The organism is Fibrobacter sp. UWB4 (assembly GCF_002210345.1).
Classification (GTDB): domain Bacteria; phylum Fibrobacterota; class Fibrobacteria; order Fibrobacterales; family Fibrobacteraceae; genus Fibrobacter.
Genome location: NZ_MWQI01000001.1, coordinates 407615 through 425014, shown reverse-complemented (window position 1 = coordinate 425014; position 17400 = coordinate 407615). Strand labels below are relative to the sequence as shown.

The 17400-nt window shown below is 48.6% G+C and carries 6 protein-coding genes; 4 read left to right on the top strand and 2 right to left on the bottom strand.

The features are described 5' to 3' along the window. Positions 1–66: 66 nt before the first annotated feature. Positions 67–501 (bottom strand): hypothetical protein, encoded by a 435-nt coding sequence (locus B7990_RS01750; protein WP_088639337.1) that lies wholly within the window; start codon positions 499–501, stop codon positions 67–69. 91 nt (positions 502–592) lie between these two features. Here B7990_RS01750 and B7990_RS01745 point away from each other — a divergent pair, with 91 nt between their 5' ends. Beyond that, a complete protein-coding gene (locus B7990_RS01745) occupies positions 593–1222 on the top strand; it encodes a lipoprotein (protein WP_088639336.1) in 630 nt (209 codons plus the stop codon). Between the two features lie 196 nt (positions 1223–1418). Here the strand turns inward: B7990_RS01745 and B7990_RS01740 are convergent, their stop codons facing one another. After that, entirely contained in the window at positions 1419–3056 is a 1638-nt protein-coding gene (locus B7990_RS01740; protein ID WP_088639335.1) for a fumarate hydratase, read from the bottom strand. A 339-nt stretch (positions 3057–3395) separates the two neighbouring features. On the opposite strand from B7990_RS01740, the gene B7990_RS01735 reads away from it, so the two are divergent. The 3 genes from B7990_RS01735 to B7990_RS01725 all read left to right on the top strand — a co-directional run bounded on the left by B7990_RS01735 (position 3396) and on the right by B7990_RS01725 (position 17387). Continuing rightward, positions 3396–4100: a hypothetical protein gene (locus B7990_RS01735; protein WP_088639334.1), complete on the top strand. Its 705-nt coding sequence runs from the start codon at positions 3396–3398 to the stop codon at positions 4098–4100. Positions 4101–4317: 217 nt separating this feature from the next. Next, the gene (locus B7990_RS15050; RefSeq protein ID WP_254917275.1) at positions 4318–7524 is read left to right on the top strand and encodes a glycoside hydrolase family 9 protein; all 3207 of its coding nucleotides are present in this window, start codon (positions 4318–4320) and stop codon (positions 7522–7524) included. Between the two features lie 3434 nt (positions 7525–10958). Beyond that, a complete protein-coding gene (locus B7990_RS01725) occupies positions 10959–17387 on the top strand; it encodes a glycoside hydrolase family 9 protein (protein WP_088639333.1) in 6429 nt (2142 codons plus the stop codon). The last annotated feature ends 13 nt before the right edge of the window (positions 17388–17400 follow it).

The window sequence follows — 17400 nt, the reverse complement described above, 5'->3', positions numbered from 1 at the left end:
AAATTTCAAATACAAAACAGAAGCAGGCTTCGAAGGAAGTCTGCTTTTTCAAAAACGATTACATTACTACTTTTTCGATTTTCCGCCTGATTGACGTTCTCGTTTTTCGTGATTATAGATAAATGGTTGCGCCAGCGCTTTAACAAAGGGTTCCGCAAGATTCGCCTTTTTTGTCAAATAGCAATCCTTATCTCCATTTCGGCACTTATCCCATTCTATCCCATCTTTTACTTTATCATAATCAAAATTATCACCGAAGCACCCATTTCCCAAATCCATGCATTTGGGTAAATTTGCAGGCATATAAAGTACCGAATCTGGAATCCAAATTTTCTCTTCATTTTGAAATTTCGCAGTATCAGGTACAAGCTGAGCAACCGCTACCGAACTGCAGCACATCAAAAACAGTATTGCGATACGCAAAGCCCTAAACATACTTTTAATATATACAATTTCGACTAAAGTGTCTTTTGGATATCCCAAATAGCACAATTCACTCAACCAAACTCATTCAAGCAGGCATCGAAGAAAGTCTGCTTTTTATTCTTATAAAATTTATTATTATTCCAGCACAATCTAAAAAGGAGATTCAATGAAAAAGATTTTGTCTATTTCACTCATTTTCGCAGTACTTGTACTTTCTGGTTGCGCCATTCTGACGGGCACAAGGATGCGTCCCATCGTTCTTGGACAAATGCTCATCTACGTCCGTGTATCAACAGCAAACGCATTCATTGCAACAGAAATGCCTGAGAAACTAGAAATTGATACCCCATTCAACGTCAACCTCCCATTCAGTTACAAAAACGCTGTTCATGACACCACTAAGGGGATAGCTTCGGTTACATTAAACAACGATGATTTAGAAATGGGTTTCATACTCGCTTCATACAGCAAAGCTGTTCAAAACAATCCGGAAGTTTTCCAAAACGATATAAGCGATTCATTAAAGACAACCAGAATTTTCACAGCCTACGATGGATTTTTCAAAGATTGTACAAAAGAAAACCTTGTTGATACAGACTACAATTCCGAGAAAAAGTATACACACAGATGCTACAAAATAACACATGACGACGGAACACCAGAAGACATCTGCCTCGCATCAAGATTAACCCCAAAAGGAAACATCGTTCTCGTCTTCATGCGTAGTTTAACGTTTGGCACAAATGTTAGGACAGAACTTTTTGATGCCATTGAAAGCATAGAATTCAAGGACTAGAAACGCCACAAATTTTCACATACAAGAACGCCCCGCAAGCATTAAACTTGCGGGGCGTTTCTATTGAAAGGGAGATTCCCTCCCCATTCGCGGATCATGACTACTAAGCAGCAAAGCTGCAAGTAGTCAAAGAGTTCAAGGCGGGAATGACAGCATCAGAGAAAGTCTCTGTCTACTGTCTACTTCCTACTTCCGACTAAATAAGTCCTTCGAAGAAGTTGTTACCCTTGTCATCCACGAGGATGAATGCGGGGAAGTCCTTGATCGTGATCTTACGGATGGCTTCCATGCCGAGTTCCGGGAATGCCACGATGTCGTTGGACAGAATGTTCTGTTCAGCGAGGATGGCTGCCGGACCGCCGATAGAGCCGAGGAAGAATCCACCGTACTTCTTGCAAGCGTCGGTAACATCCTGAGAGCGGTTGCCCTTAGCGACCATGATCATCGAAGCACCCTTGCTCTGGAAGCGCATCACGTACGGGTCCATGCGGTTAGCCGTCGTCGGGCCAAAGCTACCTGTCGGCATACCTGCCGGAGTCTTTGCCGGACCAGCGTAGTAAATCGGGTGGTCAGAAACGACCTTGAGCACGGTCTTTTCTTCGTCCGTGAGTTCTTCGCCGCGTTCCTGCTTGTCGAAGATTTCAGCGATCTTGGCGTGGGCCATGTCGCGAGCCACGATCATCGTGCCCTTGAGGGAGAGACGCGTCTTCACCGGATACTTGGTGAGGTCAGCGAGCACTTCCTTCATCGGACGGTCAAGGTCAATTTCGATAGCCGGAGCGAGGTTCACTGCGTTGCCAGCCGGGATGTAGTTTTCCGGATGGTGTTCCATCTTTTCGAGCCAAAGGCCGTTTTCGTCAATCTTGGCCTTGATGTTGCGGTCAGCAGAGCAGCTCACGCCGATAGAAACCGGGCAGCTTGCAGCATGACGCGGAGCGCGAATCACGCGAACATCGTGTACCAGGTACTTGCCACCGAACTGGGCGCCAATGCCCGTCTTCTGGCAGATGTGCAGAACCTTTTCTTCCATTTCGAGGTCGCGGAAAATACGGCCGCCTTCGGAACCGCTCGTCGGAATATCGTCGAGGTAGCCGCAGCTAGCGAGCTTCACCATGTGCGTGTTCATTTCGGCAGAGGTACCGCCAATCACGATAGCGAGGTGGTACGGAGGGCAAGCGGCTGTACCGAGAGTCTTCACCTTTTCGGCGAGGAACTTTTCCAAGGACTTCGGGTTGAGGAGCGCCTTGGTCATCGGCCAGTAGTAAGTCTTGTTGGCAGAGCCACCGCCCTTTGCCACAAAGAGGAACTTCATTTCGGCACCTTCTTCGGCGTGGATGTCGATCTGGGCAGGCAGGTTGCAACCCGTGTTCTTTTCTTCGTACATAGAGAGCGGTGCAATCTGGCTGTAGCGGAGGTTCTTGGTGGTGTAGGCGTTATAGACACCTTCAGAAATAGCTTCGGCATCGTCAAAGCCCGTCCAGACCTGCTGGCCCTTGTGGGCAACGCAAATAGCCGTACCGGTGTCCTGGCAGAACGGGAGAATGCCCTTCGCGGCAACGCAGGCGTTCTTGAGCATGGTGAGGGCGACAAACTTGTCGTTATCCGAAGCTTCCGGATCCTGGAGAATCTTGGCGACCTTCGCCGTGTGGGCCGGACGGAGGCAGAATTCCACTTCTTCGAAAGCAGCCTGGGCAATCTTCGTCAAAGCTTCCTTGGAAACCTTGAGAATCTTCTTGCCTTCGAATTCGGCGACAGAAACGCCTTCCTTGCCGAGACTTACGTATTCGGTTGTATCTTCACCGTGCTGGACGGTAGCTTCGTATTTGAATGCCATAGTAGTTTGGGCGCCAGAGGCGCAGTTGATAGTTAAAGGATAGGTCCACAGTCATTGGTCAATAGTCATTAGTTTTATTTAGGCGCCAAAGGCGCAATTATATCTAATAACCAATGACCAACCACTAAAAACCATATTTCGTTACTTTCGGCTGTAAAAATAATTCTTTCCATCGAAAAAGCCACCCGATTTTGTTCCACTCATCCCCCAGAACCGACCGTTCATCCCCCTTTTTCACAACTTTTTTGTACTTTTTTGCTTTTCTTATGACCAAAATCACATAATAAGTATTATTTTTGATAACAAAAACAAAATAACTTCATTTTCTAAGAGGATTGAATGATGAAAAAGATTTTGCTTGCCACGATGATTTCGGCAGCCATGGTTTTTGCAGCTCCGGCCGCAAAGAAGGTTAGCAAGGCAGCAACGGCTAAGAAGGCTGTCGCCGCTAAGGTAGAAAAAGCAGCCGAAGCTCCGGCAGCAGTAGAAGCAAAGGCCGCAGAAGCCACTGCCGCTGCACAGACGCAGGCAGCAGAAGCAACTACAGCCGTTCAAGCCCAGGCAACGGAAGCTACAGCCGCAGCCGCTCAAGCAACAGAGAACACTGCCGCAGCAGCACAGGCCCAGGCAACTGCAGCCACCCAGACCGTAGAAAGCGCAGCTAGCGCAGCACAGGCTCAGGCAACAGACGCTGCCGCAGCAGCTCAGGCACAAGCCGCCGATGCAACCCAGGCCGCAGCAGCAACCGCCGACTCCGCACAGGCTGTCGTAGACACCGCTAAGGCACAGGCCGCTGAAGCCACTGAAGTTCTCGAAGCCAAGGCAGAAGAAGCTCCGGTTGACTCCGCCGCTCTCGCTAAGGCCGAAGAAGAAAAGAAGGCAGCCGAAGCTGAAGCTCAGGCAAAGGCCGAAGAAGAACAGAAAGTCGCACAGGAAACAAGCGGCACTGCAAAGTCTGCCGTCATGGACAATCCGTGGGAATTCATCGCTGTTTCCGCAGCATTCATCGCTTCTGTTCTCGTGATCATCTTCACTGGGGACTAATAAGCGCCATTCAACGCTTTTCCAAGAATTTTGAGACCGCCCGCAACAAGGACGGTCTTTTTTTATAAGAACAAGAAACAACCTGAGAACAGATAAAGAATAAAAAATTAAATTTCTCTAACGGTTCTTTTGTAAATAATTTATTTTCACTTTCAAGAGGATTGTTTGGGGGCAGAATTCATTTTGCCCGTTTTTGTTTTACGTTAAAGGAGACAAAATGAGTATAAAAAAATATCTGCTGGCTTTGTGCGCTACAGTAGGCTTAACCGTAGCACAGCAGAACCTTCCCACGCCATACGATTTAATCAGGCCGGTTTGGCCGTTGACCTGGGACAGCACCATATTCAAGACTAATTTTACTCCAGGCCCAAAGCGTGTTTCTTTACCAAGCAAAAACACCCCGGAATACTATGCCCCAAACGAGATAATCACTCCGGATACATTGAACCAGGCGTACATCGACGCCATGGTCATCCAGATATCCCCCATACGTGTAAACCAGGCCGGTTACCGCCCACAGGACGCAAAAAAGCCGGTGCTATACGTCGGTTCAGCGACAAACTTCGATGTCGTCAATGCGAAAGGCGAAGTCGTTGGCAAAGGAAGCTTCACAGAAACACTCAAGAGTTCTGTTTCGTCATCCTTAACAATCAAGGCGTCGAACAACGCCCAAATAGAATACGGTGGCGATAACCGCTACACGGCAAAAAAGGCGGGACCTACAGGAGCTTTAAAGAGAGGCTATCTCCCCGACGGTCTCCCCGAAAACGAAAGATTGCGTATCAAGGTCGGAAACGATTATTCCTCCACATTTATCGTGAGCGACAGAGTTTACTCCATGCTTCGCGACGCGGTACTCAAGTTCTACGGAATCAACCGCAGCGGCAATTCGGAATCGTGGTTCCACAAACCAAGCCATCTGAAAGACGGCTCCCTAGCCAATGTAGATATGACCGGCGGCTGGTACGACTGTGGAGACCATCTTAAAGAAAGCCAAACTATCTCCTATAGCCTAGCACAGCTCGCCATGACGGCCGCCGCTTACGAAGACCGCGACCAGGACAACTACGCATTCAACCAAAGCGAAGCCCAAAATACAGACAACATCCCTGACATGCTCAGAGAAGCCAAATTCGGAGCCGAATACGTCATAAAGGCATACGATGCAGCCAAAGGCGTTGTATCGGCGATGCCAGTATCCATTGGCGAAATCGGCAAAGACCACGGATGGTGGGGTTCTCCAGAATACCAGGACAACACACTCCATGATAGAGGTGGTCCGACAGCTCGAATCTTGAGAAGCGATGACAACCCCGGAAGCGATGCAGAACTTGGAAGTACGGCCTCCGGAAACTTTGCCGCAGGCTTGGCCATAGTCTCCAAAGTTTGGGCTAAATACGATTCCACCTTTGCCAAAAAAAGCTTGACTGTGGCAAAAGCTCTTTATGAGTACGGCAAGTCCAAGAAAAAACTCACAAATTCACCGGCTTATAGCGGTGGATCCACATACCATGACGAAATGGGCTTTGCGGCTGTATGCCTTTTCTATGCAACCGCAGATAAAACTTATTTGAACGACGCCGTCGAAGAAAAATCCCTAGCAGGCGGCCAGACCAAGAAAGATTTCGCCAACAGCGACAAAAAAGGCGCAGGCATGTTCAATGGCGGATGGTTCGCGCACAAAGAAGCTTCTTTCTTGAAATCTAATGCCGCATCGGACTGGGCAAGCGTCTTTACAAGTGGCCTTTACGCCTTTTACAAGTTAATTCTGGAAACACAGGAAAAAGCGAGCGCTTACGGCCTTTCAGAAGAGCAAAGGATGATTTATATCGAAGACGTTGCCTTCACCATGGCGGCAAACCTCGCTGGGGTCATGAAGGGCGGCACCACGACATTAACTCTTCCTGCGGGGCAAGCCGGCTGGATCGGCTCCAGTATTTCATACGACCCCATCTGGGGACTTACAAGTCCAGTAAATCCAGCGGAGTGGTGGACCAAGTACGAAGCAGCCAACATTTTTGAACTTTTGGCGTATTACGACGTGACAAAGGACTTGGAAAATGTCACAATGCCACAAACAGGAACTGTTCAAAATTGGAAATCGGATGAAATCCTAGAACTCGCCCTTTCACACATGAACTATTATCTCGGCATGAACCCGTGGGATGTTTCCTTGATTTACGGCGTTGGCGACAAGAACCACGCCCATCCGCACCATCGCGGTTCAAACCCCGAAGGTAAAAACGTCGCTGGAGTCATCTCTACATACAAATATCGCCCACCCGTTGGAGGTTTAGGCCCGGGTGCAGTACCTACGGGAATGGACGACCTTACAGTTCATTTTAACGATTACCATCTGACAGAAAATACATGCATCGACGCCGTATCCAACTTCCTCCCCGCAGCAGTTTTTCTTGCGAAATCAGAGGATTTGAACAGAGCGCCCGCAATATCCGTTGAAATCCGCCACGTGGACGTTGATTCAGCTATTGTTTTTGTAAAGCTAGACTTGGGCAGTTTTGCCTATATCACTTACGACACAACGGAAACCTTAAAGAACCCGATAACAGCAAGTTCCGAAACAGCAACCAACCAGCACCAGATCGTGCTGCGTGATCTCAAGCCCGGAACAACTTACTACTTCTACGCCATGGCAAAGAATCCGCGAAGCGGAAATACTTCAAAAAAATGGCTAGTCGATAGCACTTCAACTCCGTTCACGTTTACAACGAAGAACATGAATGAACCTGCAAACATTCAAAATGTTGCCGTTTGCAATGTCACCGCCGACTCCGCCGAAATCATGTGGTACACGCCAAACGGCGAATATGACTCGAAAGTTTACTGGGATACGCTTCCGCATTCAAGCTTAAATGAATACGCATTCAACACTGGAGATGGCAACGCCGACATTTCTGGCATCCCGACGCAGTTCCACTACGTGAAAATTGGCGGACTCAAGGAAAGGACCACCTACTACTACGCCGTAGAAAGCAATGGCGTTTATACAAACGTCAATGAAAAGAACGAGCCGTTAAAGTTTAAAACGCCTGTAACGCAATACAAATTTGAAGTTCGAATGTCCCAATATGTCTGGGACCCGATGCCAGCCCTCGAAATGAACATTATCAATAACGAAGAGAGACCGTTTGACAGCTTAACAATTCGCCTCTACATGCGCGCTACAGACGCAATCTATTACGACGTAGGCATCAGGCGCGATATCTGCCAGGCTTACAACGAAGCAGCCTTCAACGACACATGCTCCGCGGCAACGCAAAAAGAGCTGGATGGATTGTTCCGCCAGACATTCCCCCCAGAAGATCGAAGACACCTACGATCCGACCGACGGCACGTGGCAATGGTACTTCCCCATTCCGCTAGGCTCAACAATCATCAAATCCTCCAGCAGACTCAGACTTGACGTTATGTTCGACAGACGTAGCGAATGGGAACCGCACCTGGATTTGATGAACGACACGCCCAAAAAGAAATTCTACTGCAACGACGGAACCTCGTGGACATCCCAAGCCAAAGACAAACTACCTCAAAATCCTGGTGACTGGAGCTGGATGCCGCACTCAAAGAAAAACGGCGATTACGCAGATTTTGAAGGCATACCCTGCCTTCCCAAGAACTTTGGCGATGATGACATAGCCCCCATCAACCCTTACGTGTCCATTTACCGCAAGGATGAATTCGTGTGGGGATATAGCCCATCCAAAAAAGAAATGGAGACGAAGAAAGCGAAATACGAATTGACCGTATCCCTGGATCCTCCTTTCAATGTTTCGAATGGAACCCATATCGATATAGACCAAAGTAACAGCACCGTTCATGTCAAGGGTAAAGCCCATATAACGGAAAATGGCTACATCACCAAGATTTGGGCAAATGGTGTCAAGATCAGCGGCAAAGCATTCGTTGACCAGCAAAGCCTTGACAAGTGGCTTTTAGACGAATCCGGAACAAATATTATCGCAAAGTACGACATTCCGACCGACATGTGGGATCTCGACATCCCCGTCAAGATGGGAATCGGTTCAAACAAGGTTGATGTAACGATATTTGCCGGCCCGGACCCCACTTGCGATGTCTGCACAGAAAATGGCGGATGCGCTTTTGAGAACAGAACCTATTACATCAATTTCTCCAAAGGAGACGCCACGGCATCCCAGCTTGTCATCAAGGATGCGCAAGGTACCCCCATCGTAAGCCCCGCAAACCCGGAAGGTACGACATTCTACATCGACCTGTTGGATAAGGACAAGATCAAGAGCAAGGCAAATTCTGTCGATGTCTTGATTATCAACAACAAGAAAAACGATCAGCTCAAGGTCACCTTGACCGCAGACGCGAATAACCCCGGTCACTTTGTCGGCGGCCCGATTAAAGCCGTCAACCATTCCAAGGAAACCAGGAACCAGACTTCTGAAATTTCGTTCTTCGCAGGCGATACAATCCAAGTGGTTTACACCGACCCCGACGACGAAGACGATGTTTCGAAGCAGACATTCTTTGCTGAATCCAAGATTCCGTCGCCGCAGATAGTTCTCGCCGAAGACACAAACTGCGACAACAAGGCCGATCAGCTGAAGATTACATTCTCAAACAAATTTACTGAAGAATATACGCTAGAAAGTATCAGCTACTTTATCGATGGCATGACCGATTCTGCCAAAGTTAAGCTTGTCGCCACACAATACGCAAACCAGAACGAGATCACCATCCCGATAGACACAAGCCTTGTTCCTAAGAATCCAAGCCCGTCTGGAAAGGTTACGGTCCACATTACCGATCACGGTACAACAAATGCGGAAACTGCAAAAATTGCGGACGGTATTTTCCCCACTCTCGAAAGCGTTTCGATTCTCGAAAAAGCCGACGACGACAATAGCGGTCTCGACACAGTCATGATCGCATTCTCAGAACCGGTGATACTCTCATCCGAAAGCGAATGGCCGCTTACCATCGCTAGTGCTACCGGCATTCCGACCGTTATCGGGAAGGGGACAACCACCAATAACGGCAAGAGCTGGACCTTTATCATCAGCGGCAATGCAGGCAATTCGCTCGTCCCGATTGGCGCCATGGCAAGTGCAAGAACAACTGGCGGATTCACAATTACCGACCATAACTTCAACCCGATAAGCATCAGCTGTAAGCCATCCATTCCAATAACGCTTATTTCTCGCCCGGTCCCAATCTATCATGCTGATATGATCGATTTGCAAGGCGACGGTATCCCCGATGTTGTCTTTATGATGTTCGAAAAAAAGCTAAGACCCAAAGATGTATTCGACAGCATTGTAACCATCTGGGGCGATCCGGGTATTACACGCACCTTCATTACAACAGCTGATACAACCGGCGGCGTCATCAAGCCGAAGGAATCCTACTGGACCATCCGCGACTCCGTCTCGGCTCCGTTCAAGGTCATGATTGACTCCATCCATTCGAAGGATTCCGTCAACACGTATAGCATTATCGAAATCAACATTCCGGCAACACATGCCTATCCGTACGGTTCTACAAGCGGAGAAAAAGATGGAAACGGAACAGTCTCCCCGATGAAGGGCGTCGCAAACGGATTCTTTGAATCTGACTACACGCTGTACGACAAATGCGCTCCTGTCATTGCATCAGCACGCATGCTCAAGGAAGGCCTGCTCACCGTCAATTTGTCCGAAAATGTCAACATAACCGAAACGGGCAAGTACATTCAACGCGAACGCGACGAATATATCCCGCCTGAAAGGCCCCAAGGCACAGGCAAGACGCAAATCTTTACCTATAACGAAAAGGACAATGTTTTCTACGCCAGTGACCGAGTCCGTCTTGTTCCAGATATTCTCGGTGCAGCCTACATCGACAAGAACAACAATGTTCCGACGGTATCAAACCCCTATGTGCGTATCACGGGTGACGACAACATCCGCTTTGAGGTAACGCTCACGAAACCTGTAGCAACACCGAAGGCTGGTGCATACACAGGCCGTCCAGAAAACACCATGAAAGATGCGTTCATTACATCCGCAGTCATCAACGGCAAGCGCAACTTCATCAGCGCAGACGGAACGCTACTCGGTCAAGTGGATTCTGCCGCATACATTAGCTCGGGTCCGAATTTCGAAATCGAGGTTACGATGCCTTCTGTAGGCTTCTTGACTCACGACGGCCAGCCGATGTATGATTTCCACCTGAAGGTAGTCACGGACCTCTACGATAACCTAGGACAGTATGTGAACACCTACAAGCTTGACATTCCGAGAGAGAACTTTGCAACGATTAGAAGCCTGACCAACAACGGAGTCCTCAAGCTCAACGTGGAATGGGCGGCTAAGGACAACGAAGCGCCGGTTGCAAAGAAGGGCAACAAGATTGGAACCGGAGCCTATATCGCAAAGTTTGACTTCACGGCCGAGCCGTTCTGCGCCACCACATTCGACTCAAAGAGCAATGACTACAAGGCATCTTGCTCAACAGTCGGAGAAAAGATGGGAAAAGCGACGGACAGCAAGACAAAGACCCTCGGGTTTAAGAGAAAGAAATAAGAACGACGAAGCCGCCAGAATTTAACCATTCTGGCGGCTTTTTCTTATTTCGTTTGTAAAATTGCATTTACAAAAATTCCTGTAAATGCTTATTGTTCATATCATTTTACTACAAATATCCATAAAAATTGTCCGTATAATACGCAATTGAAAAATTATTGAATTTCAGAGTAAAATTTGAGAACAAAAAAGGAATATATCACAAAACATTTTTACATAAATAATCTATTTTATCTTTTGAGAGATTATAACTAGAGGGCAAGACTTGTTTTGCCCGCTTTTTTGCTTATGAAAAGGAGACAAAGTGAGTATTAAGAAGTATCTGCTAGTATTGTGCGCAGCGACCTCCATGGCAGCAGCGCAACAGGCACAAACCACTCCTTACGAACTGATTCGCCCTGTATTCCCTTTAACTTGGGACTCCACTGTATTCAAGGACTTTGACACAACAGTTGCCATAATACACCAGATATTACCCAAAAAGCTGACCCCGCCGGAATACGAGCCTAATGCAATCGTTCCCGATTCCCTAAATCAGGCGTACTTCGACGCAATGAATGTCCGCATTTCGCCAATCCGAGTGAACCAGGCCGGTTACTTGGAAAGCGATCCTGAACGCCAATTTTATTACGTGGGCAACAAAACCACATTCGAAGTCGTCGATATCAACGGCAAATCTTTTAGCCCGGCCATCACCGGAACTCTAAGATCTTCAAATAGCAAAACGTCCTCGGAATGGACAATTCTTGCCGGTACAAACGCTACGACAGGTGATCAACAGCGCTATAAGGTTACTACACACGGTCCTTCCGGCACAATCATGATCGGCAATATTCCTCAAAATGTCCCCATAGAGACGCGTTTGCGCATCAAGGTCGGTGACGATATTTCGAGTACCTTCATTATTTCCGAAAACGTGTATTCCATGGTGAAGGATGCCGCCCTCAAGTTCTACGGTATTAACCGCAGCGGCCACTCCGAAACCTGGTTCCGTAACCGTCCGGCAAGCCATACCAAAGATGGTGGCGGCCCAGTGACAGAAGGCCCTCTTGACGTAAGAGGCCCTTATAACGCAGCCCTTGCAGGGACCCTTGAAGGCGGTTACTACGACTGCGGTGACCACCTGAAAGAATCGCACACACAGATGTACGCTTTCATGGTCATGGCATTAATGGCTGCCGCTAACGACTCCACAGACACAGACCATTACGCATTCAACCAGAATGAAACGATCAATACAGACGGTGTCCCGGACATGCTCCGCGAAGCAAAGCACGGCGCCGACTTTGTGCTCCGTTCTTTTGTCAGAGCCAAAGGCGTCATCGACGACATGGCGCTTTCGATCGGATCAAGCGGCTCAGACCATGGCTGGTGGGGCCTCCCACAGAACCAGGATCTCTTACCTATAGGAAACTCGAACGCCGCCAAAGACCGCGGCGGTCCCCAAGCTAGACCCGTCCGTTTAGGCGAAGTTGGCGCAAACGTCGGTGGCGAAACGGCCGCAGGCCTTGCTATCCTTAGCAGAAAGTTTAAAGGCAAGGAGTTCGGAGGTCAATACGACGCCTTCGCCGACAGCTGCCTTATGGTCGCCAAAAAAATGTACGATTTCGCAAAAGCATTGGCCCAAGGGAAATCCACCTACGATGGAGGGAAAACCATTGTACACCACAAAGATTCAACAGGTGTACCCAACCCGATTGCAAAACAGTCACCAGCTTATCACGGAAACGATGAATTTATCGATGAAATGGCTTTAGCCTCTGTCGCCCTCCTGTATGCAACCGGCGACAAAACTTATGCCGACGACATGATCCGCAACAAGAACATGTACTCAAAGCAAGTCATTTCCGCAAATGGAGGTCCAGGCTTTTTCGAAGGTGGATGGTTCGTATCTCCGGACCAGGCATTCCTCAAAAACACAAAGAACACAAGCTGGGCAGCAACCTATTCATACGCCCTTTACGCATTGTACAAGCTAATCCTCGCTGATAAAAACGAAGCATTGACAAGATACGGTCTTACGGAATCTGAATGGCTCAACGCCATCGAAGACTGCGTTGCCAACATGATTGTAAACCTTGGCGACATGCGCTATGATGAAGGAGTCAGCGAAACGTTCATGTTCCCGAACGTACCAAACATCTGGAAACAAAGTTCCGTTACCTACGATAGAATTTGGTATACGATGCACACCGACCAGGAATGGATTTACAACCGCTACCGTGCCGGCGACATCTTTGAAGTTCTCGCCTATGCCGATGTTGCAGCGGATATCGAAAAGAAAGGTATAAGCCTCCCTACGATGGGAACTCCCAACTGGAAAGCTGCCGAAGCAAAGCAGTTCGGCATCAACCAGTTGAACTACTTGCTAGGCATTAACCCTTGGGATATATCCTTTATCATGGGCGTCGGCGATAAGAATGACGCACATCCGCATCACCGCGCAGCAAACCCCGAAGGCAAGAATGTTCCCGGTGCCGACTACAAGTATTACGTCCCTGTCGGTGCCCTTTACGGAGCTGTTCCTCCGAACAAAAAGATGAACCAGCCGGAGAAGCTCTCCTGGGAAAACTATGAAATGTCAGAAATATGCATCGACGCTTCGGCAACGCTCGTAAGCACGGTCAGCCTCGCCTCCAGGAAAATCGACAAGAGCGTAGCCCCGGACATCAATGTTGAAATCCGTCACGTCAGCATGGACTCCGCCATTGTAACAGTCAAACTGACCCAGCGCGGCACAGCGACAATCTCTTACGGTACAGCAGAAGGAAGTTATGACAAGACCGTTTCCAGCCAAAATTCTGCCGTCAAGCACGACATTGTCCTCAAGGACCTAAAGGCGGGTACAACTTACTACTTCTATGTCACTGGAGCAAACGCCTACAACCCCGCAAATACAAAGACCAAATATCTCGTAGACAGTACGCAGACTCCGTTTACGTTTACCACCCTTTCCTTTATCGAAGAAGCCCGTATCGCAAACGTCACCGTCTGTAACGTCACCGCTGATTCCGCAGAAATCATGTGGTACACGCCGAACGGCGAATACGAATCTAAGGTTTACTGGGATACCATTCCGCACTCTACGGCGGCTGAATTTGCATTCAACACAGGCTCTGGCAATGCCGATATCTCCGGTGTGCCGACACAATTCCACTACGTAAAGATTGGCGGTCTCAAGGAGCAGACGACTTACTACTACATGGTCGAAAGCAACGGCATCGTGACCAACTTGAATGACGAAGGCAATTTGCTCAAGTTCAAGACCCCGGTAACCTGGTACGACTTTAGCGTTCGCGGCTATCAGTACATCGTTGACAACATGGACTTCCTGAACTTGAACGTCATCAATAACGAAGCAAGAGAATTCGACAGCTTGACACTGCGCCTATACTTCACCGCATTGCCTGAAGAAGTTGATAAATGTGCAACTTTGATAGATTCCGACATTTGCTTTGCCTACGACGAAGCTGGATTCAGCGTTGCGTGCGAAAACGACCGTGAACTCCGTGACCTGTTACGCGCCGCATTGCCGATCCGACTGGACGACACTTACGATCCGGCTACGGGTAAGTATTCCTACTACTTCCCCGCCCCACTTGGATCTTCCGTCATCAAGTCACAATCTCGTCTCCGTGTAGACTTCGGCTTCTCTTCTGGTCTTTCAAACGATGGATACAAGACTTGCGAAACATTGCGCATAGCCGGCAAAAAGCGCTTTAGCAAGAACTCCGGCGACTGGTCTTGGCGTCCACATTCCTACCTGGAAGACGGTGCAGACTACGACGGCATGCCTGTCGAAGACAAGGATTACGGCGACAAGGCCCCCGATGTTCCAGAAAATCCATACATTACCGTTTATCGCAAGGACCAGTTCATCTGGGGCTTTAGCCCGTCCAAGAAGGAAATGGAAACAAAGAGAGCAAACTACAGAATTGACGTTGCTTTAGACCATCCGTTCGATGTTTCCAACGGTTCCCATATCGATCTTGACCAAGCAAGCAGCACCGTCCATGTCACGGGCAAAGCCCACATAACCGATGGCGGCTACGTGACAAAAGTTTGGGCCAATGGCGTCAAAGTGAGCGGCAAGGTCTTTGCTAAGGGTACAGAACGATGGATTTTGAACGAAGCTGGTACAGACAGAATTGCCATGTACGACCTAGCCACAGACATGTGGGACCTTGATATTCCTGTGAAAATGGGTATCGGAAGTAACAAAATTGACATCACCATCTTTGCCGGTCCAGATCCAACATGCGAAGAATGTACCGAGAACGGTGGTTGCGCATTCCTGAATAGAACTTACTACGTAAACTTCTCTAAGGGCGACGCTACAGCATCGACACTTATCATCAAGGATCCTCAGGGCAACCCGATCGTAAGCCCAGCAGATCCAGAAGGCACGACATTCTATATTGACTTGATGGACAAGGACAAGATCAAGAGCAAGGCCACCTCTGTTGAAGTCCAGGTCATCAACAAGAAAAAGAACGATGTCCTGAAAGTTGTTTTGAAGGCTGACGCCAACAATCCGGGACACTTTGTCGGTGGACCGATCAAAGCCGTCAACCATTCCAAGGAAACAAGGGACCAGGCTTCCGAAATTTCGTTCTTCGCAGGCGATACAATCCAGGTCATCTACACCGACCCGGACGATGAAGACGATGTTTCCCTGCAGACGTTCTTTGCCGAGACAAAGGTGCCCACACCGCAAACGGTTCTCGCCATCGATTCTGACTGCGACAATAAGGCAGATCAGCTGAAGATCGTGCTTACGAACAAGCTTGTTGAAGACTACACGCTTGACAGCATCAGGTACTTTATCGAAGGAATGTCCGATACGGTCAAGGTTTCGCTTGATGCCAAAAAGTTTGTAGACTTGAACGAGATCATCATTGCCATTGACACGGCTTTGATTCCGGTGAACGCAAGCCCCTCTGGAAAGATCACAACATATATTGCAGATCATGGCACGGCCAATGCAGAAACCGCAAGAATCGCAGACGGCATTCTCCCCACGCTTACAAGCGTTTCCATTCTCGAGAAATCCGATGACGACACAAGCGGACTTGACACAATTTTGATCGCATTCTCTGAACCGGTTATTTTCTCGTCCGAGACCGAATGGCCACTCACGGTGGCTGGTGCACCAGGCATGCCGACAGTCGTTGGAAAGGCAACAACTACAAACAACGGCAAGAGCTGGCAACTGGTTATCAGCGGCAATGCAGACCAATCCCTCGTTCCAATAGGCGGTAAAGCATCGCCAAGGACGACAGGTGGATTTGTAATCACCGACCAGAACTTCAACCAGATTGATCCGTTTGGCTGCAAGCCGTCTGTACCTATAACGCTCATTTCCCGCCCGGTACCGATTTACCATGCAGACATGATCGACCTGGAAGGCGATGGCATTCCAGACATCGTCTACATGATGTTCGAAAGAAAGCTCAAGACGAAGGATGTATTCGACAGCATCGTAACCGTTTGGGGCGATCCGGGTATTACACGCACATTCATAACAACGGCTGATACAACAGGCGGAGTCATCAAGCCGAAGGAATCCTACTGGACCATTCGCGACTCTGTCTCGGCTCCATTCACCGTAATCCTGCCTGATTCTACGACTAAGGATTCCGTTAATACATATAGCATTATCGAAATCACAATTCCGCAGGACAAGGCTTATCCTTACGGTACAACAAATGGCGACAAGGACGGCAACGGTACAGTATCTCCGCTCAAGGGTGCCGCAAGCGGATTCTTTGAGACAGACTACACGTTGTACGACAAATGCGCTCCAGTCATCACCTCTGCACGCCTTATCAAGGGTATGCTGACCGTCAACATGTCTGAGGCGCTCACCATCATTGAAACGGGTGCCGCAGGCAAATACATCCAGCGTGAACGCGATGGCTACATTCCTCCTGATAAACCGCAAGGCACGGGTAAGTCGTCGGTGTTCATCTACAACGAAAAGGACCATGTCGTACATGTCGGTGACAGGATCCGCCTCGTTCCAGATATTCTTGGATCCAGCTATACAGACAAAAACAACATTGCCCCAACGAATTCGAACCCCTACATTCGTATCACGGGTGATGACAACATCCGCTTTAAGGTGACGCTGTCAAAGCCTGTTACCACACCGAAGGCTGGCGCCTACGCAAGCCGCCCCGAAACCCTCAAGGACGATGCATTCGTTGTATCAGCCATCACCAACAGCAAATACAACTTCATCAGCCGCGATGGTTCGCTCATCGGTCAGGTCGATTCAGCCGCATACGTTGGTTCCGGTCCAAATTTCGAAATTGAAGTGACGATGCCTTCTGCAAGTTTCACAACTCGTGACGGTAAGCCCATGTACGATTTCAGCCTCAAGATTGTTGCAGATCTCTACGACAACCTCGGCCAATACATTAACACGTACACGCTTGATGTCCCGAAGGAAAATTCGCCCTCGTTGCGCAACCTCGTCAATAACGGCATTCTCAAGCTGAATTTGGAATGGGCGGCTAAGGACAACGAAGCCCCTGTTTCCAAGAAGGGCAACAAGATTGGAACAGGTGCCTACATTGCGAAATTTGACTTTAAGGCCCAGACTTACTGCGCTACAACATTCGATGAATCGAGTAACGACTACAAGGCATCATGTAAGACTGTAGGCGACAAGGTCGAAAAGGCAAACGACAACAAGACCAAGACTCTTGGCTTCAAGAGAAAGAAGTAATTTTTAAACAGGC

Coding starts and splice junctions, on each gene's coding strand:
- B7990_RS01745 (WP_088639336.1), top strand. CDS start 593: ATGAAAAAGATTTTGTCTATTTCACTCATTTTCGCAGTACTTGTACTT.
- B7990_RS01740 (WP_088639335.1), bottom strand. CDS start 3,056: ATGGCATTCAAATACGAAGCTACCGTCCAGCACGGTGAAGATACAACC.
- B7990_RS01735 (WP_088639334.1), top strand. CDS start 3,396: ATGATGAAAAAGATTTTGCTTGCCACGATGATTTCGGCAGCCATGGTT.
- B7990_RS15050 (WP_254917275.1), top strand. CDS start 4,318: ATGAGTATAAAAAAATATCTGCTGGCTTTGTGCGCTACAGTAGGCTTA.